The organism is Terrisporobacter vanillatitrophus (assembly GCF_051148895.1).
Lineage (GTDB): Bacteria > Bacillota > Clostridia > Peptostreptococcales > Peptostreptococcaceae > Terrisporobacter > Terrisporobacter vanillatitrophus.
In genome coordinates this window covers 2,732,689-2,758,756 of sequence record NZ_CP154625.1, presented here as the reverse complement: position 1 = coordinate 2,758,756, position 26,068 = coordinate 2,732,689, and the positions used below count along the sequence as shown (strand labels likewise).

Below are 26,068 nucleotides of genomic sequence, written 5' to 3'. Positions count from 1 at the left end.
CCAGTCTTAAAAATAAGATTGGGTTTTATTTTATTAAATAAGCGTAGAATTTACTTAAAAGGACTATCTACAACTGTGATTATATCAGAATTATCTATCAATGAGGCAGTGTTGTTATATGACTGCTTTACGTTATATTTATTTAAAGACGTGATTGAATTTAGGTCACTTTCATCTTCTATAGGGACAATTTCATAAACATTTTTATAACCATTATTATATTTATTTACCCAAGTAGGTATACAAGTGACTTTTTCCACTTTAGCTTCTTTTTCATTGCTTTTTTTGCTTATATCAATATTAACCATTAGGCCATCTTCACTATATGCCCCTACAGTTTCTCTTCTTTGATTAGAGATATAATTTCCTAAAGAGTAAATTACAAGGGTTTTATTTTTCCCATCTGAAGATGTAATTGTTTCTACAGGCTCCACTACGTGAGGATGAGATCCTATTATGATATCAACACCATCATCACAAAGCTTTTGAGCCAATTGTTTTTGGAAATCTGTTTCATTTCTTGCATATTCTATACCCCAATGTATAATAACAACCTGTATGTCTGAATCTTTCATTTTGTCTGTTGTAGAAGAAATAGTCTCAAATGCTTTATCCACGTCTGAAGAATCGAAAATATTCATTTTATTTTCCCAGTCTTCAGATATTTTAATACCATTTAAATACTTATTATCATTTTTTACATCGCCATAAGAATAAGACGTGATACCAACTTTAATATTATTTATATCTTTTATTATGTATTCCTTGTCAGAAGAGTTTTCTCTTGTACCCACTGTATCAAATCCTTTTTCTTTTAAAGTTGATAATGTTCTATTAACTCCTAAATCCCTTTTATCAAAACTATGATTATTTATTGTTGATAATAAATCAAAACCAGCGTTTTTTAGTGCATCAGCCAACTCATCAGGAGAGTTAAATGTGGGATATGAACTATATTGATACACATCATTGCCAGCCAAGGTTGTCTCCAAATTAGCTAAGCTATAATCAGCGTTTTCAATATATTTTTTTACATATTTAAAGTTATTGTCAAAGTTATAAGTACCAGTTGAATAATCATATTGAGCTTGAAGTTGAGGTGAATGAACCATAACGTCTCCAGTGGCCAATATAGAAGCCTCATAAGTTTTCACATTTTCGTTAAATATAGGAATCGTATTATTTGTTTTACTTTCCTTTGTATCCTTGTTGAAACCCTTATAAATGAAAAAAACTCCCATGCTACATATAACAATTATTATAATCACAAATAATTTGTTATTACTTTTTCTTTTCTTTCTAGATTTTTTTCTAGACATTAATTATCCCCCTTTAATAATTAATTTACATACCCCTTACCAATAATCATATATTTATTGAAATAATTTATCAATTATAAAAAATTTGTATATATGATAATTACCTTGACAATAATCACATAATAAAAATAATAAGGTGAAAATATGAATAATATTGAAAAAGGTAAAATAGGTGAAAAAATTGCATTAAAATACATTATTTCAAAAGGTGGAAAAATAATAGAACAAAATTATAGAACGAAAATGGGAGAAGTTGATATAATAGCCAAATTAAATGGGGAATTAGTTTTTGTTGAAGTAAAAAGCAGAAGTAATATAAATTATGGATATCCATCAGAGTCAGTTAATTATAAGAAAAAAAGAAAAATAACTAATGTGGCAAAATATTATATTTTAGACAATTCTTTAGAAAATCTATCTATTAGGTTCGATGTAATTGAAATTTATTTTAATGAAAAAAAAATAAATCATATTGTGAATGCTTTTTAGGAAAGGGGAAATATGTTAAGTATAATAAATTCTAATAATTTGATAGGAATAGAAAGTTTTTTAGTAAAGGTGGAGACGGATATAAGTAGAGGTATTCCATCATTTAATGTGGTAGGACTTCCTAGTACAGAAGTAAGGGAAGCAAGAGAAAGAGTAAAATCTGCAATAATCAATAGTGGCTATGATTTTCCAAATTCAAGAATAGTAGTTAATTTATCACCAGCAGACATTAAAAAAGAAGGTTCATTTTTAGATTTACCTATTTCCATTGGTATATTAAGAAAATATTTAAATAAAGAGGATTCATATTTAAATGAGTGCGTCTTTGTTGGAGAGTTATCTTTAGATGGACACTTGAGAAAAGTAAAGGGAATTTTATCTTTAGTAATTGGAGCTAAAAAAGAAAACTTTAAAAGAATTTTTATACCATATGATAACTTAAGAGAAAGTAATTTTATTGATGGAATAGAAATTATACCTGTAAAAACCTTGAAGGAATGCATTAATTATCTCAATGAAAATAAAAATATTTCTTTAAATTATAAGGACTTAGAAGTAGAAGATGTAAAGTGTAGTTACACAGAAGACTTTAAAGATGTGAAGGGCAATTACTTTGTAAAAAGAGCTGCTGAAATATGTGCTGCAGGAAATCATAATCTTATTATGGTAGGTCCTCCTGGATCAGGTAAAACCATGATTGCAAAACGTATTAGAACCATATTACCTAAATTAGATAAAGATGAAATGATTGAAATAAGTAAGATTTATAGTATAGCAGGATTAATTGATGAAGAATATGGAATAATTAAAGAGCGACCTTTCAGATCTCCTCACCATAGCACAACCATGCAATCTTTAGTAGGAGGAGGTTATAATTCTAAGCCAGGAGAAATTACTTTATCTCATAGAGGCGTATTGTTTTTAGATGAAATAGCAGAATTTGATAGAAGAATACTGGAGTGCTTAAGGCAACCTATGGAAGACAAATATGTAAATATATCTAGAGTAAGACATAATGTGAAATATCCTTGTAATATGCTAGTTATTGGAGCTATGAATCCTTGTCCATGTGGTTTATATTTATCAAAAACACAATGTCGTTGCCAAAGTTTTGATATTATTCGATATAGAAATAAATTATCCGGACCACTTTTAGATAGATTTGATATATTTGTGGAAATGACTCAAATACCTTTTAAAAAACTTAATGAAAAATCCCAGGAAGAAACTTCTACAGAAATAAGAGTTAGGGTTGAAAAAGCAAGAAAAATACAAAAACAAAGATTTAAAGATGAGTTAATAAGCACCAATAATGAAATGTCTACAGCTATGATAGACAAGTATTGTAAATTAGATAATGATACTAAAAATATTTTAGATGAAATTTATAATAAGCATGAGTTAAGTAATAGAAGTTATACAAAATTAATAAAGATTGCCAGAACAATAGCAGATTTAGAAGGAGAAGAAGATATAAACTCAAGTCATGTATTAGAGTCTTACTCATTTAGAAAAGCTTATTATACATATTTTAAGTCTAGATTGGAGTGAATTATGAATAAAAGGGATATTTATTTATGCATAAAATCAATAAAAGGATTAAGCACCATAACTCTTGGTAAAATACTTAATGAAGTGGGTAGTGTAGAGGAAATTATAAATCTTAGTGAAAAAGATATATATAATTTAAAAAATATAAGTTTAAATATTAAAGAAAATCTAGTAAAATATATTAGTCGTTTCAATTTAGATGAAATTAAGGAAAAATTATATAAAAACTCTATTCAGTATATTTGTATAGAAGACAAAGAATATCCAGAAAAACTTAGAAATATTTATAGTTCTCCTTTATTATTATTTTATAAAGGGGATTTGTCCATAATAAATAATAATTTAAATATAGCAATGGTAGGATCTAGAAAACCTACGCCATACGGAATGAATTGTGCACATCGTATTAGTTATGAATTATCTGAGCAAAATATTAATATAATAAGTGGACTTGCATTAGGAATAGACTCTTGCTGTCATAGAGGGTGTATAAAGGGAAGAGGTAAGACCATAGCAGTCTTAGCATCATCTTTAGATAATATTAGACCATCAACTAATGAACCACTTGCTAATGACATTTTAGAAGATGGAGGATTAATTTTATCAGAGTACAACGTAGGACATATTACAACTCGAGGAAATTTTCCATGTAGAAATAGAATTATTAGTGGAATAAGTGATGGTATTATTGTTGTAGAAGCAGGAGAAAAAAGTGGTGCATTAATTACTGCTGATTTAGGATTAGATCAAGGTAAAAATATATTTGCAGTTCCTGGTGGTATTGATTCAGATTTAAGCAAAGGTTGTCATAAAATAATTAAAGAAGGTGCAAAATTAATAGAAAATATTGATGACATTTTAAATGAATATAATAATAGTGGTTTTAATAATAATAAAAATAGTATAGAATATGATATTAAGGATTTAAATAATGAAGCATTAAAAATAATTGAGGTTATAAAAAGACAAGGTATGTTGCAAATTAATGAAATTTGTGATACTACTGGTATTGATATTAAAAATGTAAATACTATCATAAATGAATTGTTACTAAGAGACTTAGTTGTTGAAATGAATAATAAAATGTTTAGTATAAACTAAAAATAATTTAATGGTGGGGGTGTGAAAATGGCGAAAACATTGGTAATTGTGGAATCGCCTGCAAAAGCTAAAACAATAGAAAAATTCTTAGGAAAAAGCCATTATACTGTAAAGGCTTCAGTTGGTCATGTTAGAGATTTACCTAAAAGTACTTTAGGTGTTGATATAGATAACGATTTTGAACCTAGATATATTAATATCAGAGGTAAAGGTGATTTAATAAAAGAATTAAAAAAAGAAGCTAAAAAATCTAAGAAAGTATATCTGGCAACAGACCCTGATAGAGAAGGAGAAGCAATTTCTTGGCATTTAGCATATATACTTGGTATTGACGAAAATGATGAATGTAGAATAGAATTCAATGAGATAACAAAAGATGCTATCAAGAAAGCTATAAAAAGTCCTAGAAACATAGATTTAAAACTTGTAGATGCTCAACAAGCAAGGAGAGTATTAGATAGACTTTTAGGATATCAAATAAGTCCTATCCTTTGGGCAAAAGTAAGAAAAGGTCTTAGTGCAGGTAGGGTACAATCAGTAACAACAAAATTAATATGTGAAAGAGAAAGAGAAATTAATGAATTTGTACCTAAAGAATATTGGACTTTAGAAATTGAAGGAAAAACTCAAGATGGAGAAATTGTATTATTTAAATTTATATCATTTAACAATGAAAAAATAGATTTAAATAATGAAGAAGAAGTGAATAAAGTTTTAGATGATATAAAAAATGGAAAATTAATAGTAGAAAAAATTGAATCAAAAACCAGAAGGAAGTCTGCTCCAAAGCCGTTTACAACTAGTGTACTTCAACAAGATGCAGCTAATAAATTATCTTTTACAACTAAAAAGACAATGATAATAGCTCAAGAATTATACGAAGGTGTGGATATTGAAGGAGAAGGAACCGTAGGTCTTATATCATACATAAGAACAGATTCAAAAAGAATTTCTGAAGAAGCTAAGGAAAAGTCAAAATCATATATCTTTGAAGAATTAGGAGAAAACTACTATAAAGTAAATACTGACAAAAAAGAAAATAAAGAAAAGAAAAAAGTACAAGATGCCCATGAAGCTATTAGACCAACTTCAGTACTTAGAACACCAGATAGTGTAAAAAGTTCATTAAGTAAAGATCAATATAAGCTTTACAATTTGATTTGGAGAAGATTTGTAGCTAGTCAGATGGAAGACTCTTTATTCGATGTTTTAAATGTAGATTGCAAAATAGGAAATGCATTATTTAGAGCAACAGGTTCAGTAATGAAATTTGATGGATATACTAAGATTTATAATTTTACAGAACGAGAAGATAAAATTTTACCTCCAATAAAGGAAAGTGATGAGTTAGAAGTAAATCAATTTATACCTTCTCAACACTTTACTCAGCCACCAGCAAGATTTACTGAGGCTAGCTTGGTAAAAACTTTAGAAGAACTTGGTATAGGTAGACCTAGTACTTACGCTCCGACAATAACAACAATACTAAATAGAGGTTATGTTGAAAAACAAGGGACTAGTTTACATCCAACAGAGTTAGGTATGATAGTAACTGATATTTTAAATATAAACTTCCAAAAATTTATTGATGTTGACTTTACTGTTAAGATGGAAAGTAAATTAGATGAAATAGAAGAAGGCGATATCAGGTGGAAGAATGTTGTTGGTGAATTTTATGAGCCTTTAAAAGAAGCCATAGAAGAAGCTAAAGAAAAAATTGAAAAAATTAACATGGATGAAGAAACTGATGAAATTTGTGAACTATGTGGCTCAAACATGGTTATTAAATACGGTAGATTTGGTAAATTTATGGCATGTAAGAATTATCCAGATTGTAAAAATACAAAACCATTGGTTAATAAGGTAGGAGTAAAATGTCCTAAGTGTAAAGAAGGAGAGATTATTCTTAGAAAATCTAAAAAAGGTAAGGCTTTTTATGGATGTTCAAATTATCCAGAGTGTGATTTTATAAGTTGGTACAAACCTACGGGCGAAATTTGTAAAGAATGTGGTTCTTACATGGTAGAAAAACAAACAAAAAATGAGACAAAAGAGGTATGTTCTAATAAAGAATGTAAGGCTGAAGGAAGAATTTTAGAATAAAATTATGGAGATGACAGAATATTGGCAAAAATATAAACAATTTATTGTTTAGTGTACATTTTTGTGTTAGAATGAAATAGGTAAAATAAGTAAATGACTAGGAAACTAGAGAATATTAAATTCTTGAAACCTTAAACTTTGTTAAGGAGATGATTAAATGGCAAGTGAAGTATTACAAAAGACAAGAAGAATCAATAAAACTCTTCAAACAAGCGGAGGTAGTAGTGTATCATTTAATTTATTAGCAGAAACATTAGGGGAAGTATTAGATGCTAATATATATGTTATAAGTGCAAAAGGAAAAGTAATAGGACTTTATTTAACAGATATTCAAGATAGTTCTGTTATAGAAGATGAAGAAACTAAGTTACAAGTTTTCCCTAAAGCTTATACTGATAGTGTTTTAAAAATTAATGAAACATTGGAAAACCTAACAGGAGAGAAAGTATTAGATGTATTTCCATATGAGCAAGGAAGATTAGAAAAATATACTACAATTGTTCCTATACTAGGAAGTGGACAAAGACTTGGTACACTAGTAATATCAAGATATAATGATATATTTACAGACGATGACTTAGTTATATCTGAGTATAGTGCTACAGTAATAGGTATGGAAGTTCTAAGAGGACTTAGTGAAGAAATGGAAGAAGAAATGAGAAAAACTGCAATAGTTCAAATGGCTATAGGAACATTATCTTACTCAGAACTAGAAGCAGTTGAGCATATTTTCAAAGAATTAGAAGGAAGTGAAGGTTTACTTGTTGCTAGTAGAATTGCTGACAGAGTTGGAATAACAAGATCAGTAATTGTAAATGCCCTTAGAAAATTTGAAAGTGCAGGGGTGATTGAGTCTAGATCTTTAGGGATGAAGGGGACTCATATAAAAATTCTTAATGATAAGTTAATACCAGAACTTAAAAAAGTAAGAAGTAATTATTAGAAAAAAGGTATCTTTATAAGATACCTTTTTTACATATAAAGGAGTGGAAGATATGCAACCTTTAGCAGATAAATTACGTCCTAAAAACTTAGATGATATGGTAGGACAATCTCATATAATTGGCAAAGGGAAAATTATAAATAAATTATTAGATAATAATACTATTCCAAATATGATATTGTATGGTCCTCCAGGTACAGGGAAAACAACACTTGCAAACATTATAGCGAATTGTACCAATAAAAAATATGTAAAGCTTAATGCTGTAAATTGTGGAGTTAAAGAAATAAAAGAAGTAATTGATGCAAATAAACAAGATTTGTTTTCTTACAACGGTATACTTTTAATGCTTGATGAAATACAAGCCCTTAACCGTAAACAGCAGCAATCTTTATTAGAAGTAATAGAAGATGGCTCAGTCACGTTAATAGCTAGTACTGCAGATAATCCATATTTCGTAGTATATAAGGCAATTTTAAGTAGAAGTACAATATTTGAATTTAAGCCTATTGTAAAAAGTGATATATTAAAAGGTCTAAATAGGACTGTAAATAAAATGAAAAGTTTATATTCATATGAGAGTATTCACATAGAAGATAAGGCTTTGGAGTATATTGCAGATACTTGCAATGGTGATATGAGAAGTGCTTTAAATAAATTAGAGTTAGTTTTTAACGTGGGAATAGACATTCTCAATAACTCAGTGACAGTAACACTAGATGATGTTATAAATTGCTCTTCTGTAAAAATGTTAAATTATGATAAAGGTGGAGATGATGGATATTCTATATTGTCAGCTTTTCATAAATCATTAAGAGGCTCAGATGCTGATGGAGCAATTCATTATTTAGCAAGATTAATAAAAGCAGGAGATCTTCAATCAATAACAAGAAGATTATTATGTGTTGCCAGTGAAGATGTGGGTTTGGCAGTGCCTCAAGCTATAACTATAACTGAGGCTTGTGTTTCAGCAGCTCTTCAATTAGGTTTTCCAGAAGCACGTATACCTCTAGCACAAGCAACTATATATCTGGCACAATGTCCTAAGTCTAATTCGGCAATTAATGCCATAGATATGGCTTTGCACGATTTGGATAATATTGAAACAGGAGAAATACCAAACCATCTAAAAGATGCTCATTATGCTGGTGCAAAAAAATTAGGTAGAGGTGTTGAATATAAATTTCCTCATAACTTTGAAAATCATTATGTAGAGCAACAGTATTTACCAGATGCAATAAAAGATAAAAAATATTATGTGCATGGTAAAAATAAAAATGAAAGTGCATTCCAAAATTATTGGGAATTAATTAAAAATAAATCAAAATAAAAAACAAATATGCCAATGGTATATTTGTTTTTTATTTTGTCGGTAATATTTAACTATACTTTTTCGTGAGGTGTAGTTTTCATTTGGTTATTTAAGTTGTGTTGTTTTGTAGTAGTTTTACTGCTATATTTTGCTTCATCTTGGGCAGCTATTTTAACATTTACTTGTACATCATTCATATTAATTGTTCCTAATTCGCTAGATATTTCTAACTTCTCATTTTCGTAATCTTTCATTTTTTTTGTGCTAGGTCTTTTTTTGTCAGTCATTTTAACACATCCTTTTGCATATTTATAAGATTATTATTTGTTTTAAATGATTTAAAATTCTTATAAAAGATTACCAGTAAAAAATCATAAAAAATTAATTATTTAACTATATATATTAGTAAGTACAATTTTTAATTGCAAGTGAAATTAAATAAACTTATGATTAATATTGAGGAGTTTTTAGTAATTTTAATAAATGATGGTTATATATCAGGGGGAATGTTAATGATTCAAAGACTAAATAGTACTTATCATAAGAAAGTTATTGAATATTTGCACAAAGAAAGAGAAGTGAATATATTTTTATTAAGTGATATTGAAAGATATGGCTATGATAGTTATTTTTTTAGCATTTATGGTGGAATAAATGAAGAAGGAGAAATTGAAGGTATTTTACTAAAATGTTTTGAATTTATTATATTTTATGCTTATGATAAGTTTAATGTAGATGATTTTGCAGAATTTATAAACGATAGTAATTGTGAAGAGGTCTGCGGAAAATCACAATCATTGGAAAAATTAGAAACAAAGATTTACTTAGAAAGATATAGAAAAGTTAATATTTTTAAATTAATTAATAAAAATCTACTACCTCCGTACATAGAAGATAATATTAAGCTTAGAAAAATTAGGTTTGGTAATTTAAATAAAATAGTAAGATTATATGAAGAAATAGATGAATTTGAAGACACAACAGTAGATAATATTAAGTCTAGTTTAAAAACTGGAAGAGGATACTGTATAGAAAGAGAAGGAAAAGTAGTTTCTATGGCTAAAACAACTTCAGAAAATAGACATAATGCTATGATTATAGGGGTGGGTACTCACCCTAAATATAGAAAGAGAAGCTATGCTACCAAATGCTTAATAAAGATTTGTAATGAATTACTAGAGGAAAACAAAATTCCATGTTTGTTTTGTGATAATGAAGCAGCAGGTGATATTTATAAAATGTTGGGATTTGAACAAATTGGATACTGGAGTATATATCGAAAATAGAAAAAATTATAAGAAGATAATTTGATTTTTCAAGTTATCTTTTTCTATTTATGGGTATAAATGAAGTATCATTAAATGTTAAGAAATTAATTCTGATAAAAATAGTCAGAAATAATCTTGACAAAAATAGTAGGAAATAATACAATGATATCAAAGTAATTCATACAAGTTTACTATGAATTATATTGGATACAGAGGGTGATAAAAAATGAAATTATCAACTAAAGGTAAATATGGACTGAAGGCAATATTTGAATTATCTTTGCATGTTAATGAAGGTCCTATGCCTTTAAACATAATTGCAAGTAAACAAAAAATACCAGAGCAGTATTTAGAACAAATATTTTCTACATTAAAAAGGTCAAAATTAATAACTAGTGTAAGAGGAGCACAAGGCGGATATCTTCTTAATAAAGCACCTAATGAGGTTACTGTAGGTGATGTACTTACTATACTTGAGGGCCCTGTGGCACTTTCTCAATGTATTATAGATGAAGGCGTTTGTGAAAATGCAAATGATTGTTCTACCAAATTAGTATGGGAAAAGTTGAAAAAAGGGATTGAAGACGTACTAAATTCAATTACACTACAAGATATGGTTGATGACTACAATAAAAGAAATAACATAAAAGAATTTGATATAACAGAGTTAATGAATAATAAAAAATAGGAGATGAGTTTACGATGGAAAAAAGAAGATTATACATGGATTATTCAGCTACTACTCCAGTAAAAAAAGAAGTATTAGACGAAATGATGCCATATTTAACTGATTACTTTGGAAATGCCTCAAGTTTCCACTTATTTGGGAGAGAAGCAAAAACAGCTTTAGATAAATCTAGAAAACAAGTTGCATCACTTATTAATGCAGATCCAAGTGAAATATATTTCACAAATGGTGGTAGTGAAAGTGATAACTGGGCTTTAGAAGGAACAGCTTTTGCAAGAAGAGATAAAGGAAATCATATAATAACAAGTAAAATAGAACATCATGCTATACTTCACACTTGTGAATATTTACAAAAAGTACATGGATTTGAAGTTACTTATCTAGATGTTGATGAGAACGGAAAAGTAGATTTAGAACAATTAAAAAGAGAAATAAAAGATACTACTATACTTGTAAGTATAATGTATGCAAATAATGAAGTAGGAACAATACAACCTATAAAAGAAATAGCTAAAATAGCTCATGAACATGGGGCTTTAATGCATACAGATGCAGTTCAAGCAGCTGGTAATATACCAGTAGATGTTAAAGATATAGATGTTGACTTAATGAGTATGTCTTCTCATAAAATATATGGGCCAAAGGGGATTGGTTCTTTATATATGAAAAAAGGTTTAAGAATACACAACCTTATACATGGTGGAGCTCAAGAAAAGAAAAAAAGAGCTGGTACAGAAAATATACCTGCAATAGTAGGATATGGAAAAGCAGCAGAGATAGCTAAAGAAAACATGGAACACCATGTAACAGAATTAACAAGACTTAGAGAAAAACTTATAGAAGGTGTATTAGAGAGAATACCTCATACAAGAGTAAATGGTCATAGAACTGATAGATTACCAGGTAATGCAAACTTCTCATTTGAATTTATAGAAGGTGAGGGAATATTACTATTATTAGATCAAGTAGGAATAGCTGGTTCAAGTGGTTCTGCTTGTACATCAGGATCTCTAGATCCATCTCATGTATTAATGGCAATAGGATTAACTCATGAATGGGCACATGGTTCTTTAAGACTTACTGTGGGAGATTTTACAACTGAAGATGATATAGATTATATATTAGAAAATCTACCAAAAATAATTGAAAGACTTAGAGGATTATCACCTTTATATCAAACTTATTTACAAGCACAAAATTAATAATAAATTTAAACTAAATAGATAGAGTGGAGAATGTTAGGAGGAAAAGATTATGCAATATAGTGATAAAGTAATGGATCATTTCTTAAACCCAAGAAATGTTGGACAAATAGAAGATGCAAGTGGAATAGGTGAAGTTGGAAATGCTAAATGTGGGGATATAATGAAAATATTCCTTGATATAGAAGATGACATAATAAAAGATGTTAAATTCCAAACATTTGGATGTGGTTCGGCTATAGCTTCTTCATCAATGGCTACAGAAATGGTAAAAGGAAAAACTATACATGAAGCTTTAGATATTACTAATAAAGCTGTTGCTGAGGCTCTAGATGGTTTACCACCAGTTAAAATGCACTGTTCAGTTTTAGCAGAACAAGCTATAAAAGCAGCATTAATAGATTATGCAGAAAAAAATAATATACACATACCAGAATTAGATGGTGTAGTTATAGATGATGATCATCACCATGATATAGAAGAAGACTAATATAAAATAAATAAAATCTTTGGGGTAACTTATCTCAAAGATTTTTTTTGTCAACGAAGCAAGAAATTTTGAGAATTTAAAAATATACTTTTAAAATTCTTTTAAAGTATATATAATATAGAGAATGAGGTGATTTAGAAAATGAGCAAAAGAGTAATGATAGGTATGAGCGGTGGAGTAGATAGCTCTGTTGCTGCATACTTACTAAAAAAACAAGGATACGAAGTAATCGGCGTTACTATGAAATTATGGCAAGACGATGAAGAATATGATCTGATAGAAAATGATGGTGGGTGTTGTTCACTGGCAGCAGTAGAAGATGCAAGGGCTGTTGCAGACAAAATAGGCATACCATTTTACGTATTAAATTTTAAAGATGTATTTAAAGAAAAAGTAATAGATTATTTTATTGATGAATATTTACAAGGAAGAACACCAAACCCTTGTATAGCATGTAATAAACATATAAAATTTGATGACCTATATAGAAGAGCCATGGCACTAGGTTGTGATTATGTGGCAACTGGTCATTATGCTAAGATTGAAAAAGACGAAGAAACTGGTAGAAATTATTTAGTGAAATCAGTGACTGATAAAAAGGACCAAACTTATGCATTATATAATCTAACACAAGAGCAATTAGAGCATACATTGCTTCCGATTGGTGATTATGAAAAAGATAGAGTAAGAGAAATCGCAAAAGAAATGGGAATGGACGTTCATAATAAACCTGATAGCCAAGAAATTTGTTTTGTAAAAGATAATGATTATGCAAACTATGTAAAAAGACATTCAAATAAACGTATTAAAGAAGGAAACTTTGTAGATACTAAAGGTAATATTTTAGGAAAACATAAAGGAATAATTTATTACACAATAGGACAAAGAAAAGGATTAGGTATTGCTTTTGGTAAGCCTATGTTTGTTCTTGATATAAATCCAGATACTAATGAAGTAATCTTGGGATCAAATGATGATTTATTCAGTAATGAATTAATAGCAAAAGATGTTAACCTAATAACAGTAGATGAGATTGTAGAACCAATTAGAGTAGAAGCAAAAATAAGATACTCTGCAAAACCATCTCCAGCTACAGTATACAATAGCGGAAAAGATTCCATAAGAATAGTATTTGACGAACCTCAAAGAGCTATTACTAAAGGCCAATCTGTTGTAATGTATCAAGGGAACAAAGTAGTTGGCGGAGGAATTATAGACAAAAGTTTATAATATACTTGATTATAAATTGAAAATTTAGTAGAATTACTATAAGAAAATATAATTTTACAAATAATTTAAATACAGTGAAAAGAAGTAGTAAGATATTTAAAGTCTTCACAGAGAAGGAGAAATGGTGAGAACTCCTAGAATAGAATATTTGAAGCAGTCTTGGAGTATCAATCTGGAAATTAAGTATAGATTGACGGTAGTTACGTTATAGCTAAGGTTTTCCGAAGATATCATATTTATTATGATAATTAGGGTGGTACCGCGAATATACCTCGCCCCTATATAGTTTTATATAGGTGCGAGGTTTTTAAATTTATTTTAAGTAAAGTGAATTTTAAAATATATTTGCTAATTTAAGATAAATATATTTATTACTTAAACGATGGTAAAAATAGGAAGATTTATTTGTAAAGAAAAAGATATAAATTATAGGAGGTAAAGCTAATGCAAAACTTAGGAGCTAATGAAATTAGAAAAAGATTTTTAGAGTTTTTTGAATCAAAAGGACATTATGTAGGTAAAAGTGCGTCTTTAATACCAAACAATGATAAAAGTTTATTACTTATAAACTCAGGTATGGCACCCCTTAAAAATTATTTTTCAGGAGTGGAAGTACCACCAAGTAAAAGAATGTCTACTTGTCAGAAATGTATAAGAACAGGTGATATAGAAAATGTTGGTAAAACTGCTAGACATGGTACTTTCTTTGAAATGATGGGTAACTTCTCATTTGGAGATTACTTCAAACCAGAAGCTGTAACATGGGCATGGGAGTTTATAACGCAACATTTACATATACCAGAAGATAAACTATGGGTAACTGTATACTTAGATGATGATGAAGCGTATGATTACTGGGTTAAAGAAATAGGTGTGCCAGAAGAGAGAATGGTTAGACTTGGAAAAGATGATAACTTTTGGGAAATAGGACTTGGACCATGTGGACCTTGTTCAGAAATATATTTTGATAGAGGTGAAAAATTTGGATGTGATAATCCGGATTGTAAGCCAGGATGTGATTGTGATAGATACTTAGAATTCTGGAACTTAGTTTTCACTCAATTTGATAGACAAGAAGATGGAACTTATCCAGAACTAGCTAACAAAAACATAGATACTGGTATGGGACTTGAAAGAATGGCTTGTATAATGCAAGACGTAGATAATATATTTGAAATAGATACTATAAAATATATTATTGAAGGAATAGAAGAATTAGCAAATATTAAATATGGAAAAGATGCTAAAAATGATGTATCTATAAGAATAATAACTGACCATATGAGAGCTATGAGTTTTTTAATAGCTGATGGTGTATTACCATCAAATGAAGGAAGAGGATATGTTCTTAGAAGATTACTTAGAAGAGCAGCTCGTCATGGTAAATTATTAGGAATTAAAGAAGATTTCTTATATATGCTATTTGACAGGGTTAAAGAAGTAAGTGGACAGGCATATCCAGAATTAGCAGAAAAAGAAAATTACGTTAAAAAAGTAATTAAGATAGAAGAAGAAAAATTCAACGAAACTTTAGATCAAGGTGTTGAAATATTAAATTCTTATATAGATGAGCTAAAAGAAAACAATGAAAAAGTTTTAAGTGGAGAAAAAGCATTTAAATTATATGATACTTATGGATTCCCTATGGACTTAACTCAGGAAATTCTTGAAGAACAAGGTTACGAAATAGATGAAGATGGATTCCAAGAAGAAATGGAAGCACAAAGACAAAGAGCTAGAGCTGATAGAGGAGCTATGGAAGATGAAGGTTGGAAAGAAGACCCACTATCAACATTGGATGAAAGTATAGCTTCTACGTTTGATGGATACAAAAACTTAAATGTTTATGGCAATGTTACTGCTATAGTTAAAGGTGATGAAGTAGTAAATACTATATGTGAAGGTGAAAAAGCTATAGTAGTGCTAAATGAAACTGCTTTCTATGCAGAAGGTGGAGGACAAGCTGGAGATATAGGTACATTAGAAAATGCAGAAACTATATTTGAAGTTGTGGATACTAAAAAAGGTGCAAACAACACTATAAAACACATAGGATTTGTAAAAAAAGGTAAAATAAGTGTAAATGATAAATTAGAATCAAAAGTTAACAAAGAAATAAGAATGGCTTCTGCAAGAAACCATACTGCAACGCACTTATTACATGAAGCATTAAAAGAAGTTTTAGGTGATCATGTTAACCAAGCTGGTTCTTTAGTAACTCCAGAAAGGTTAAGATTTGACGTGACTCATTTTGAACCAATATCAAAAGAGGAGTTAAAATTAGTAGAAGAAAAAGTAAATACTGCTATTTTAGATGCATTAGACATAAATTGTGAAATTATGAATATAAAAGATGCAAAAGAAAAAGGAGCTATGGCACTCTTTGGCGAAAAGTATGGTAATGAGGTAAGAGTTGTATCTATGGGGGACTACTCAGTAGAGCTTTGTGGAGGAACTCACCTTAACAATACTTCTCAAGTTGGACTATTCAAAATATTATCTGAAGGTGGAGTAGCAGCTGGTGTTAGAAGAATAGAAGCTATAACTGGTAGGGCTGTTTATGAATACTTAACGAACAGAGATACAGTAATAAATGACATATGTGTAACCTTAAAAACAAAAGAAGATAATTTAGTTCAAAGAGCTCATACTTTAGTAGAAGAAAATAAATCTTTATCTAAAGAATTACAAGATGCAAAAACTAAATTAAATTTACAATCAGTTGATGCTTTATTAGATTCAAAAGTTGATGTGTCTGGAGTAAGTTTACTGTGTGCTAAATTTGAAGGAATAGACATGAACTCTTTAAAAGAAACAGCAGACTCTCTAAGAGACAAAGTTGGAAGTGGAGTAGTAGTTCTTTCAAATGTAGTAGATAATAAAGTAAACTTTGTTGTTACTGCAACAAATGATGTAATAGAAAAAGGTGTACACTCAGGAAATATTGTAAGAGAAGTTGCAAAAATAGCTAACGGTAAAGGTGGCGGAAGACCAAACATGGCACAAGCTGGAGCAACTGATATTTCAAAAGTAGATGAAGCTTTAAGTTATGCAAGTGAGGTTATAAAAAGCCAAGTTAAATAACTGAAAGGGGGAATTATTTTGGATAATAATTTCGATTATACAGTGAAATTCGAAGGAGTTACAGAAAATAAAAGTATGAGCGTAGGAGAAACAATAAATTATGTTTATCAAGCTCTACAAGAAAAAGGATATGATCCTATCAATCAAATGATAGGATATATCCTATCTGGTGACTCTAGTTATATAACAAGTCACAAAGACGCTAGAACAGTAATAAGAAAATACGAAAGAGATGAATTGCTAGAAGAAATTCTTAAGTATTATCTATCAAAATAGAAAGTAGGTCAAATAAATGAGGAAAAAAATAATATCATTATTATTATTAATCATGATATGTATTGGATTTATTCCCAATTATTCCTTTGCAACAGAAGAAGGTAAGGTTATTTATATAAGTATGAATAGAGTTAATATAGATGATTTACAAAGAATACCTGTTTTAAAAGAAGAGTTAAGCAAGAGTGGATATATTGGTTTAATGAATACTAGAGGTGATCAAGGAAATGACGATGCAAGATCATATGCTAGTATAGGTGCTGGATGTAGAGCTAATGTAGTTAATAATGAAGTTATATCTTTTGAAAATTTAACTGATGAGAATGGTAAAATATACAAAGCATCTACAGGAGCAAATCCCAAAAGTATAAATAACCTATCTGTCAATAAATCTATTAATAACAATGTTGAAAGTGGAAGTTATGGTTCTACATTGGGACTACTTGGTCAAACATTAGCTGATAATAACAAAAAAGTAGCATTATTAGGTAACAGTGATATTGTAGAAAATAATCAATTGATAAAAATAAGAAATGCAGGATTAATATGTATGGACACTTTTGGTAGAGTTGATTCTGGAAATGTGGATAATATTACTGTAAAAGATTTAAATATGCCATATGGACTAAGAACAGACTACGATAAATTAACTGCTGACACTAAAACATATTATGAAAGTAGTGAGGCTTTATTTATAGAACTTGGTGATACATATAGACTAGATGAATACAAATCGAACTTAAATGAAAATACATATAGCAAAACAAGAAATCAAATTTATTCTTATATAAATACTTACTTAAAAGAAGTATTTAATATGGTAAGTGAAAATGATGTTGTATATATTGTAAGTGAATTTCCTAGTACTCTAGATTATAATAATAAAAGACGTCTAACTCCTGTTATTAAATTTTCTGATAATAAAAAAGGATTATTAGAAAGTGCGACAACGAGAAGAGATGGAATAATAGCAAATTTAGATCTAGGTGTAGATATTTTAAATGAATTTGGACTAAAAAATGAAGTTATGATAGGAAGAGCATTAAATAATATTGAAAAAGATAACAATATGGATTTCATATCTTCAGAATATGAAAAAATAGTTTCAATAAATAATATAAGAGCTACAGTTGTAAACACTTTTGTGGGAATTGTATCTGCATCATGGGTAATAGCGATGTTAGCTTTATTATGTAAAGATAAATTACCTCACAAAGAAAAAATCTTTGTAATATTAAAAGAGTTAATTAAGTTAGGATTGATAATGCCTTTAACTTTATTACTATCACCTATATTTAACTTTAAGAGTCAATTAGGATTAGTAGGTGGCGTTGTTATAATGACCATTTTACTTTATTTATCAGGACGAGTGCTATTTAAAGACAATGATATTAAACAAATGGGATATTATGCATTACTTACTATAACTTTAATTGCTATTGACTCAGTTATGGGAACCCCTCTTATGAAAAATTGTATAATGAGCTATGATTCAATAGTTGGAGCTAGATATTATGGAGTTGGTAATGAGTATGAAGGTGTAACAATAGCAAGTGCGGTATTTGCATTATCCGTACTTCTTAATTACAAAAAAATACCAAAGTGGTTTACGATTGTTTTATCAGTTGCAATACTTATTACAAGTGCATTTCCTTCAATGGGTGCAAATGTTGGAGGAGCTATATCTGAATGTATAGCATACTTATTATTTATTATGTTAATATTTGATGTAAAGTTAGACTTCAAAAAAATCATGATATTAGGTTTATCAGCAGTTGTATTGGTTTTAATATTTGCAGGTTTGGACTTAATGTTAGGAATGGAGTCTCACTTAGGAGTATTTACTCAACAAATACTACAAGAAGGACCACAAGCTATACTTAATACATTTGGTAGAAAAATATCTATGAACTTAAAGCTAGCTAAATCTTCTGTATGGGTAAACATATTATTGGTAGGAATAGCTGTAATTGGTACATTTATATTTAGACCTTCTAAACATATGAAAAATATATCTAATAAATATCCTATGATATTTAAAGGATTTATTGCATCTATGGTAGGATGCTTAATAACATTATTAGTTAATGACTCTGGAATAGTAGCAGCAGCTACAGCATCTATATATATACTAATACCAATTTTAATTATTAGTATTAATATGATAATATTTAATGATAAAATAGAATAGCAATTGAAATTAGCCAGAATTTAATTCTGGCTAATTTTTTTAATATAAAATAACTTATATAAGTACCTATTAATTATATTTATAAGTGGTTGCTAAAAAATCTTATTTAAGGTAATGTTAGAAGAGAAAAAGTACGCTTGAACAGTAATGAGAAAATCCGAAAGAGATGAATTACTGGGAAAAATTCTTAAGTGTTATTTATCAAAATAGAAAGTGGGTCAATTATAATGAGTAAAAAAATAATAGCATTATTATTATTAATTATGACATGTATTGGATTTATCCCTAATTATTCCTTTGCGGCAGAAGAAGGTAAAGTCATTTATATAAGTATGAATAGATCTAATATAAATGATTTACAAAGAATACCTGTTTTAAAAGAAAAATTAAGTAAGAGTGGATATATTGGTTTAATGAATACTAGAGGTGATCAAGGAAATGATGATGCAAGATCATATGCTAGTATAGGTGCAGGAGGCAGGGCTAATGTTATTAGTGAGGGCCCTATTTCTTTTGTAAACTTAACTGAAGAAAGTGGATTAATATATAAGTCTGCTACAGGAGAAAATCCTAAAGAAATAAATAATTTGGACATTAATGCATCCATTAACATTAATGTTGAAAAAGGTAGTTATGGTTCTACACTAGGAGTGCTAGGTCAAACATTATCAGACAATAACAAGAAAATAGCTTTGTTAGGAAATAGCGATATAGTAGAAAATAATAATTTGGTAAAAATAAGAAATGCTGGATTAATAGGTATGGATACTTTTGGTAGAGTTTATTCAGGAAATGTAGATAATATAAACACAAAAGATTTATCTATGCCTTATGGAATAAGAACAGATTATGAAAAATTAATCAACGAAACTAAATCATATTATAAAGATAATGATGCGTTATTTATAGAATTAGGTGATACATACAGATTAGATGAATATAAATCTAATTTAAATGAAAAAACTTATAATAACATTAAAAAAAATATATATGCTAATGTAAATAACTATTTAAGCGAAGTCTTCAATATAGTAAGTAAAAATGATGTAGTATATATTGTAAGCGAATTTCAAAGCAGCCTAGATTATAGTAACAAAAGACGTTTATCTCCAGTAATTAAGTTTAGTGATTATAAAAAAGGATTATTATCAAGTGCTACCACAAGAAGAGATGGTATAATAGCAAATTTAGATTTAGGTGTGGACATACTAAACGAATTTGGACTATCAAATGATATTATGATAGGTAGATCATTTGATTATATTGAAAAAGATGATAATATAAAGTATTTATCGAATCAATATGAAAAAATAGTTTCAATTAATAGTATAAGATCTACTGTAGTTAATGTTTTTGTAGGAATTGTATCTGTATCAGGAGTAATGGCAATGCTAGCTTTACTATTTAAAAATAAATTATCTTATAAAGATAAAGTATTTATAGTCTTAAAAGAATTTATTAAATTAGGTCTAATAATGCCTCTTGCTTTACTATCTGCACCAATATTTAATGCTGAAACTCAGATGGGTATAATAATAAGCGTGATAGGAATGAGTATTTTAATATATTTATCTGGGCGATTATTATTTAAACAGAGTGATATAAAACAAATGTCATATTATGCTTTACTAACAATAGGACTAGTAGTATTTGACTCAATAATTGGAACATTCTTTATGAAATATAGTGTGATGAGTTATGATGCTATAGTAGGTGCTAGATACTATGGGGTAGGTAATGAATACCAAGGTGTTATTATAGGAAGTGCTATATTTGGACTAGCAGTTTTATTAGATAACAAAAGAATACATAAATGGTTAGTTGGAGCATTGTTTGTTGTACTATTAATAACAACTGCATCACCATTTATGGGAGCTAATGTTGGAGCAGCTATATCTGAATGTATTGCATTCTTAATATTTATGATGTTGATATATGATGTTAAACTAAATTTAAAGAAAGTAATAATGGTAGGATTGGCAGCATTTATATTAGTGTTAGGATTTGCTGGAGTAGATATACTAATGGGAACAAAATCTCATTTAGGAGCTTTTGTAATGGAAATACTTCGAGAAGGGCCAAGTCCTATAATATTAACCTTCTCTAGAAAAATTTCAATGAATTTAAAACTAACAAGATCTACTGTTTGGGTTAATATTTTATTAACGGGAATAGGTGTTATAGGTATATTTATATTTGGACCGTCAAGACATATGAAAAATATATCTAATAAATGTCCTATGATATTCAAAGGGTTTATCGCAACTATAATAGGATGTTTAGTAACATTATTAGTTAATGACTCTGGAATAGTAGCAGCAGCTACAGCATCCATATATATACTAATACCAATTTTAATTATTAGCATTAATATGATAATATTTAATAATAAACAAGAATAAATTGTGAAAATTAGCAACAATATAATCCTGGCTAATTTTTAAAATATAATATAAAATAAGGTATGAGAAAAATAAAATAAGATAAAATAATAGAAATCCCTATTAATTATATTTATGTAAAAATTAAGAAGGATGATGATGGCTACATAAAGGAGAAGAAACATGCTTGATGGAAGAATAATGGGCCTTGATATAGGAGATAAAACCATAGGAGTTGCAGTAAGTGATTTAATGGGTTTAACTGCTCAAGGAGTAACAACTATTAGAAGGGTTGGCAAAAAAAAAGACATAGAAGAAATTAAAAAAATAATTTCTGAAAAACAAGTAAATAAAATAGTATCAGGACTTCCGAAAAATATGAATGGTACTATAGGAACGCAGGGGGAAAAAGTTCAAAAATTCTGTGAATTATTAAAGCAAGAAACTAATTTACCTATAGAATTTTGGGATGAAAGACTATCAACAGTAGCAGCTGAAAGATCGTTAATTGAAGGTAATGTTAGAAGAGAAAATAGAAAAAAGGTAATAGATATGCTGGCAGCAGTAATAATATTACAAGGGTATTTAGACTTACAAAGAAATTTCTAATAATATATTTGAAATTATCTTAGTATAATATATAATATAAAAAAGAAGAAAGAAATTGAGGTGATTTAGATGCAAGATAATATAATAAGTTTAATTGATGAAAATGGAGTAGAAAGTGAATTTGAAGTAATATTAACTTTAGAAGCTAATGATAAGGAATATGCTATATTAATGCCTGTTGATGACGAAGATAGTGATGAGGCTTTAGTATTTAGAATAGACCAAGATGAAGAAGGAGAAATGTTAGTTCCTTTAGAAGATGATAAAGAATATGAAATAGTTGTTGATGTTTATAACACATTAATGGATGAAGAAGGACTTAACGACGACGAATTCTAATAAAAGACTACCTTTACAGGTAGTTTTTTTATGTTCAAAACTGAAAATAATATACATAATTATATAGTTTAATTTTAAAATCACTGGGGAAAAATATTGAAAAAAGTAAAGGGGATGACAAAATGAAAAAAAAGGTTCTAATAAGTATAATACTTACAATAATTTTTCTCATGATGTTAAATAATAATGTTTTTGCTAAAGAGATAAATTCTTACACAGAAAAAGAAATTTATAATATATTATTAATAGGAAAAGATGGTATAGGAGATAAAATTTCTAGAGCGGACACTATGATTATTTTAACTATAGATAATAAAAATAAAGCTTTAAAGTTTACATCTATAGCCAGGGATACATTAGTATATATACCTGGTAAAGGATATGATAAAGTGAACCATTCTTTTGCCTATGGAGGTTGTGATTTACTACTTAAGACAATAAATAATAATTTTAATCTTGATTTAAAAGACTATGCTATTGTAGATTTTAAAAGTTTTGTAGATGTTATAAATGTACTAGAAGGAGTAGAAGTTAATATTGAGGATAGGGAAGTTGATGGATTAAATAAAGTAATAGATGCATGTTATGGATTAGAAATTGAAAATAAGGGGAATAATATAGAATATATAACTAGTAGTGGGAATCATTTACTAAATGGATATCAAGCTTTAGCTTACTGTAGACTCAGAAAAATTGATAACTGTTTTTACAGAGATGCGAGACAACGAAAAGTACTAGAAAGCTTAGCTTATAAACTATCAAAAGTATCAGTTTTTAAATATCCAGAATTGATAAAAATATTACTTAAATATGTAAATGTTAGTGTATCTTCAGATAAAATTTTAGACCTAGCTATAATATCAAGGGACTTAACTAATTATAAGATAAAACAATTAGAATTCCCTATTAATGAATATAGACAAGATGGAATACTAAAACATAACTCACAATATGTAATTAAATGGGAAAAAGAGAAAAACTTAAAAATATTACATGATTTTATATATAATTAAGCATAATAAATATGGTTATAAAAAAATAAATATCTTAATAATTTCCTAAATGTTGACAGGAATGAATTTATCATTTACAATAATTAGAAAAGATTATCAATTGAAAACGGGTGGTATTATGTGTAATACAATGGAAAATTTAAAAAGTAAATTAAAGGAATCAGGACTAAAAATAACTCCTCAAAGAAGAGCTATAATAAATATACTTCTAGACAATGGAAATAGACATTTAAGTAGTGAAGAAATTTATGATTTAGTTAGGGAGAATTGTCCAGAAATAGGCCTTGCAACAGTCTATAGAACAATGCAGTTATTAGATGAAATTGGAGTAATATCAAAATTAAACTTAGATGATGGATGTATTAGATATGAAATTGATTTAAATAAATCAGAAACTCATAATCACCACCATTTAATTTGTAAAAAATGTGGTAAGATAATCGAAGTTGAAGATGATTTGATGGACAATGTGGAAAATGAAATACAAAGTGCTTATAAGTTTAAAATACTGGACCATGATGTTAAATTTTATGGATTATGTCAAGACTGTAATAAAGATATAAGTTCTAAATAGAACTTATATTTTTTTGATTTCGATGATTTTATATATTAAAAAGATATTTTTATCTAGATAATGGATAAAAGTATTCTAAATATACTTAAAATATAAGGAAATTTATGATACAATAAACTTAGTTGGTAAAAAGTGCGTGATTTAATATTATTTTTATATGCAACATTAAATTGAAAATTGAATAGACAGAGGAGATGATGCAATTGTTTAAGAAAAACACTAACAAGGTTAAAGTAATGGCTTTAGGTGGTCTTAACGAGATAGGCAAAAACATGACCGTAATAGAGTATAAGGATGAGATTGTTGTAATCGATGCGGGGTTAAGTTTTCCAGAAGATGAAATGTTAGGTGTTGATATAGTTATACCTGATATAACTTATTTACTAAAAAATAAGGATAAGGTAAAAGGTATATTTATAACACATGGACATGAAGATCATATAGGAGCTCTTCCATATATACTTAAAAAAATCGATGTACCTGTGTACGGAACTAGACTTAGTATTGGGCTAATTGAAGTTAAATTAAAAGAACATAAACTTAATAATGTGAAATTAAATGTTGTTACTCCTAAACAAATAGTTAAGCTTAAAAATATTAGTGTAGAATTCATAAAAAATAACCACAGTATACCAGGATCTTGTTCACTGGCAATACACACAGAACAAGGGGTTATTTTCCATACGGGAGATTTTAAGATAGATCTTACACCAATAGATGGAGATGTTATGGATATTCACAGAATATGTGAGCTTGGAAGTGCGGGAGTTCTTTTAATGTTAGCAGATAGTACAAATGTGGAAAAAACAGGGTTTACTATGTCTGAAAGAACAGTGGGAGCGGGTCTTGATGATTTATTTAGAAAAGCTAATGGTAGCAGAATAATAGTCGCTACTTTTGCTTCAAATATTCATAGATTACAACAAATAATAAATATGGCGGTTAAATTTAATAGAAAAGTTGCTATCTCAGGAAGATCAATGGTTAATGTTATAGGTGTTGCTAAAGAACTTGGATATTTAAATATGGAAGAGGATACATTAATAGACTTAAATGACATATCTAAATATGATGACAATGAATTAGTAATAATAACTACAGGAACACAGGGAGAACCAATGTCGGCTCTTGCTAGAATGTCAAGTAGTGAACACAAAAAAGTAGAAATTAAAAAAGGAGATTTAGTAATAATTTCGGCTCATCCAATACCAGGAAATGAAAAGCTAATCTCAAAAGTAATAAATCTTTTATTTGAAAGAGGAGCGAGAGTTGTTTACAATGATATAGCTGATATACATGTATCAGGTCATGCGGCTCAAGAAGATTTAAAACTTATAAATAGAATGGTTAAGCCAAAATTCTTTATGCCAGTTCATGGAGAATATAGAATGTTAAAACGTCATGCAGAACTAGCAAATGAGCTTGGTATGCCAGATCAAAATGTATTTGTAATGCAAACTGGTCAAGTCTTAGAACTAGATAGAAATTCTGCAAAAGTTACTGCTGCAGTACAGACAGGAAATGTACTTGTTGATGGACTGGGAGTAGGAGATGTAGGAAATATAGTTCTAAGAGATAGAAAACATTTATCTGAAGATGGGCTTATGATAGTAGTTGTTACTATATCTAAAGAAAATGGTAAAGTACTTGCAGGACCAGATATTATATCTAGAGGATTTGTTTATGTTAGAGAATCAGAAGATTTGATGGATGGAGCAAAGAATGTAATCAAAGATGTTTTAACTGAATGTGAAGAAAAGAATATAAAAGAATGGGCATATTTAAAAAATAATATTAAAGAAAACTTAAAGGAATATTTATATATAAAAACTAAGAGAAATCCAATGATATTACCAATAATCATGGAAGTATAATTAGAAATACCTCAGTATTTGAGTTAAAAAT

At 28.5% G+C, this 26,068-nt stretch carries 22 protein-coding genes and 1 other annotated feature; of the genes, 20 read left to right on the top strand and 2 right to left on the bottom strand.

The genetic code is table 11. From position 1 onward, the window contains the following. Nucleotides 1–50: 50 nt before the first annotated feature. On the bottom strand, nucleotides 51–1,319 hold the full coding sequence (locus TVTCOM_RS13715) for a CapA family protein (protein WP_434796836.1): 1,269 nt from the start codon (nucleotides 1,317–1,319) through the stop codon (nucleotides 51–53). 144 nt (nucleotides 1,320–1,463) lie between these two features. Here TVTCOM_RS13715 and TVTCOM_RS13710 point away from each other — a divergent pair, with 144 nt between their 5' ends. The 6 genes from TVTCOM_RS13710 to TVTCOM_RS13685 all read left to right on the top strand — a co-directional run bounded on the left by TVTCOM_RS13710 (nucleotide 1,464) and on the right by TVTCOM_RS13685 (nucleotide 8,836). Continuing rightward, entirely contained in the window at nucleotides 1,464–1,808 is a 345-nt protein-coding gene (locus tag TVTCOM_RS13710; protein ID WP_434796835.1) for a YraN family protein, read from the top strand. Between the two features lie 12 nt (nucleotides 1,809–1,820). After that, nucleotides 1,821–3,359 (top strand): YifB family Mg chelatase-like AAA ATPase, encoded by a 1,539-nt coding sequence (locus tag TVTCOM_RS13705; RefSeq protein WP_434796834.1) that lies wholly within the window; start codon nucleotides 1,821–1,823, stop codon nucleotides 3,357–3,359. A gap of 3 nt (nucleotides 3,360–3,362) precedes the next feature. Next, on the top strand, nucleotides 3,363–4,460 hold the full coding sequence (gene dprA / locus TVTCOM_RS13700; protein WP_434796833.1) for a DNA-processing protein DprA: 1,098 nt from the start codon (nucleotides 3,363–3,365) through the stop codon (nucleotides 4,458–4,460). Nucleotides 4,461–4,487: 27 nt separating this feature from the next. Then, on the top strand, nucleotides 4,488–6,563 hold the full coding sequence (gene topA / locus TVTCOM_RS13695) for a type I DNA topoisomerase (RefSeq protein ID WP_434796832.1): 2,076 nt from the start codon (nucleotides 4,488–4,490) through the stop codon (nucleotides 6,561–6,563). A gap of 157 nt (nucleotides 6,564–6,720) precedes the next feature. After that, entirely contained in the window at nucleotides 6,721–7,506 is a 786-nt protein-coding gene (codY, locus tag TVTCOM_RS13690; protein ID WP_434796831.1) for a GTP-sensing pleiotropic transcriptional regulator CodY, read from the top strand. Between the two features lie 52 nt (nucleotides 7,507–7,558). Further along, the gene (locus TVTCOM_RS13685; protein ID WP_434796830.1) at nucleotides 7,559–8,836 is read left to right on the top strand and encodes a replication-associated recombination protein A; all 1,278 of its coding nucleotides are present in this window, start codon (nucleotides 7,559–7,561) and stop codon (nucleotides 8,834–8,836) included. 53 nt (nucleotides 8,837–8,889) lie between these two features. Here the strand turns inward: TVTCOM_RS13685 and TVTCOM_RS13680 are convergent, their stop codons facing one another. Beyond that, the gene (locus TVTCOM_RS13680) at nucleotides 8,890–9,105 is read right to left on the bottom strand and encodes a hypothetical protein (RefSeq protein ID WP_434796829.1); all 216 of its coding nucleotides are present in this window, start codon (nucleotides 9,103–9,105) and stop codon (nucleotides 8,890–8,892) included. Nucleotides 9,106–9,330: 225 nt separating this feature from the next. Here TVTCOM_RS13680 and TVTCOM_RS13675 point away from each other — a divergent pair, with 225 nt between their 5' ends. The 14 genes from TVTCOM_RS13675 (at nucleotide 9,331) to TVTCOM_RS13610 (ending at nucleotide 26,037) form a co-directional block, all read left to right on the top strand. Further along, on the top strand, nucleotides 9,331–10,104 hold the full coding sequence (locus TVTCOM_RS13675; protein WP_434796828.1) for a GNAT family N-acetyltransferase: 774 nt from the start codon (nucleotides 9,331–9,333) through the stop codon (nucleotides 10,102–10,104). Nucleotides 10,105–10,312: 208 nt separating this feature from the next. Continuing rightward, the gene (locus tag TVTCOM_RS13670) at nucleotides 10,313–10,774 is read left to right on the top strand and encodes an RrF2 family transcriptional regulator (RefSeq protein WP_434796827.1); all 462 of its coding nucleotides are present in this window, start codon (nucleotides 10,313–10,315) and stop codon (nucleotides 10,772–10,774) included. Nucleotides 10,775–10,788: 14 nt separating this feature from the next. Next, nucleotides 10,789–11,976, top strand: a complete 1,188-nt coding sequence (gene nifS / locus TVTCOM_RS13665; protein ID WP_434796826.1) for a cysteine desulfurase NifS — start codon at nucleotides 10,789–10,791, stop codon at nucleotides 11,974–11,976. A 52-nt stretch (nucleotides 11,977–12,028) separates the two neighbouring features. After that, the gene (nifU, locus tag TVTCOM_RS13660) at nucleotides 12,029–12,466 is read left to right on the top strand and encodes a Fe-S cluster assembly scaffold protein NifU (RefSeq protein ID WP_434796825.1); all 438 of its coding nucleotides are present in this window, start codon (nucleotides 12,029–12,031) and stop codon (nucleotides 12,464–12,466) included. 141 nt (nucleotides 12,467–12,607) lie between these two features. Beyond that, nucleotides 12,608–13,696: a tRNA 2-thiouridine(34) synthase MnmA gene (mnmA, locus tag TVTCOM_RS13655; protein ID WP_434796824.1), complete on the top strand. Its 1,089-nt coding sequence runs from the start codon at nucleotides 12,608–12,610 to the stop codon at nucleotides 13,694–13,696. Nucleotides 13,697–13,761: 65 nt separating this feature from the next. Continuing rightward, nucleotides 13,762–13,979, top strand: a binding site (T-box leader). Between the two features lie 161 nt (nucleotides 13,980–14,140). Then, on the top strand, nucleotides 14,141–16,780 hold the full coding sequence (alaS, locus tag TVTCOM_RS13650; protein WP_434796823.1) for an alanine--tRNA ligase: 2,640 nt from the start codon (nucleotides 14,141–14,143) through the stop codon (nucleotides 16,778–16,780). An 18-nt stretch (nucleotides 16,781–16,798) separates the two neighbouring features. Beyond that, nucleotides 16,799–17,056, top strand: coding sequence for an IreB family regulatory phosphoprotein (locus tag TVTCOM_RS13645; protein WP_434796822.1), 258 nt, complete (start codon nucleotides 16,799–16,801; stop codon nucleotides 17,054–17,056). Nucleotides 17,057–17,072: 16 nt separating this feature from the next. After that, the gene (locus TVTCOM_RS13640) at nucleotides 17,073–19,247 is read left to right on the top strand and encodes a hypothetical protein (protein WP_434796821.1); all 2,175 of its coding nucleotides are present in this window, start codon (nucleotides 17,073–17,075) and stop codon (nucleotides 19,245–19,247) included. A gap of 227 nt (nucleotides 19,248–19,474) precedes the next feature. Beyond that, nucleotides 19,475–21,649 (top strand): hypothetical protein, encoded by a 2,175-nt coding sequence (locus tag TVTCOM_RS13635; protein ID WP_434796820.1) that lies wholly within the window; start codon nucleotides 19,475–19,477, stop codon nucleotides 21,647–21,649. 162 nt (nucleotides 21,650–21,811) lie between these two features. Beyond that, complete coding sequence (gene ruvX, locus TVTCOM_RS13630) at nucleotides 21,812–22,237, top strand: Holliday junction resolvase RuvX (protein ID WP_434796819.1); 426 nt, start codon at nucleotides 21,812–21,814, stop codon at nucleotides 22,235–22,237. Between the two features lie 69 nt (nucleotides 22,238–22,306). Further along, the gene (locus TVTCOM_RS13625) at nucleotides 22,307–22,576 is read left to right on the top strand and encodes a DUF1292 domain-containing protein (protein WP_074915529.1); all 270 of its coding nucleotides are present in this window, start codon (nucleotides 22,307–22,309) and stop codon (nucleotides 22,574–22,576) included. A 122-nt stretch (nucleotides 22,577–22,698) separates the two neighbouring features. Then, nucleotides 22,699–23,589, top strand: a complete 891-nt coding sequence (locus TVTCOM_RS13620) for an LCP family protein (protein ID WP_434796818.1) — start codon at nucleotides 22,699–22,701, stop codon at nucleotides 23,587–23,589. A 118-nt stretch (nucleotides 23,590–23,707) separates the two neighbouring features. Further along, nucleotides 23,708–24,163, top strand: a complete 456-nt coding sequence (locus tag TVTCOM_RS13615) for a Fur family transcriptional regulator (RefSeq protein ID WP_434799745.1) — start codon at nucleotides 23,708–23,710, stop codon at nucleotides 24,161–24,163. Between the two features lie 197 nt (nucleotides 24,164–24,360). Then, nucleotides 24,361–26,037 (top strand): ribonuclease J, encoded by a 1,677-nt coding sequence (locus TVTCOM_RS13610; protein ID WP_434796817.1) that lies wholly within the window; start codon nucleotides 24,361–24,363, stop codon nucleotides 26,035–26,037. Nucleotides 26,038–26,068 lie beyond the last annotated feature (31 nt).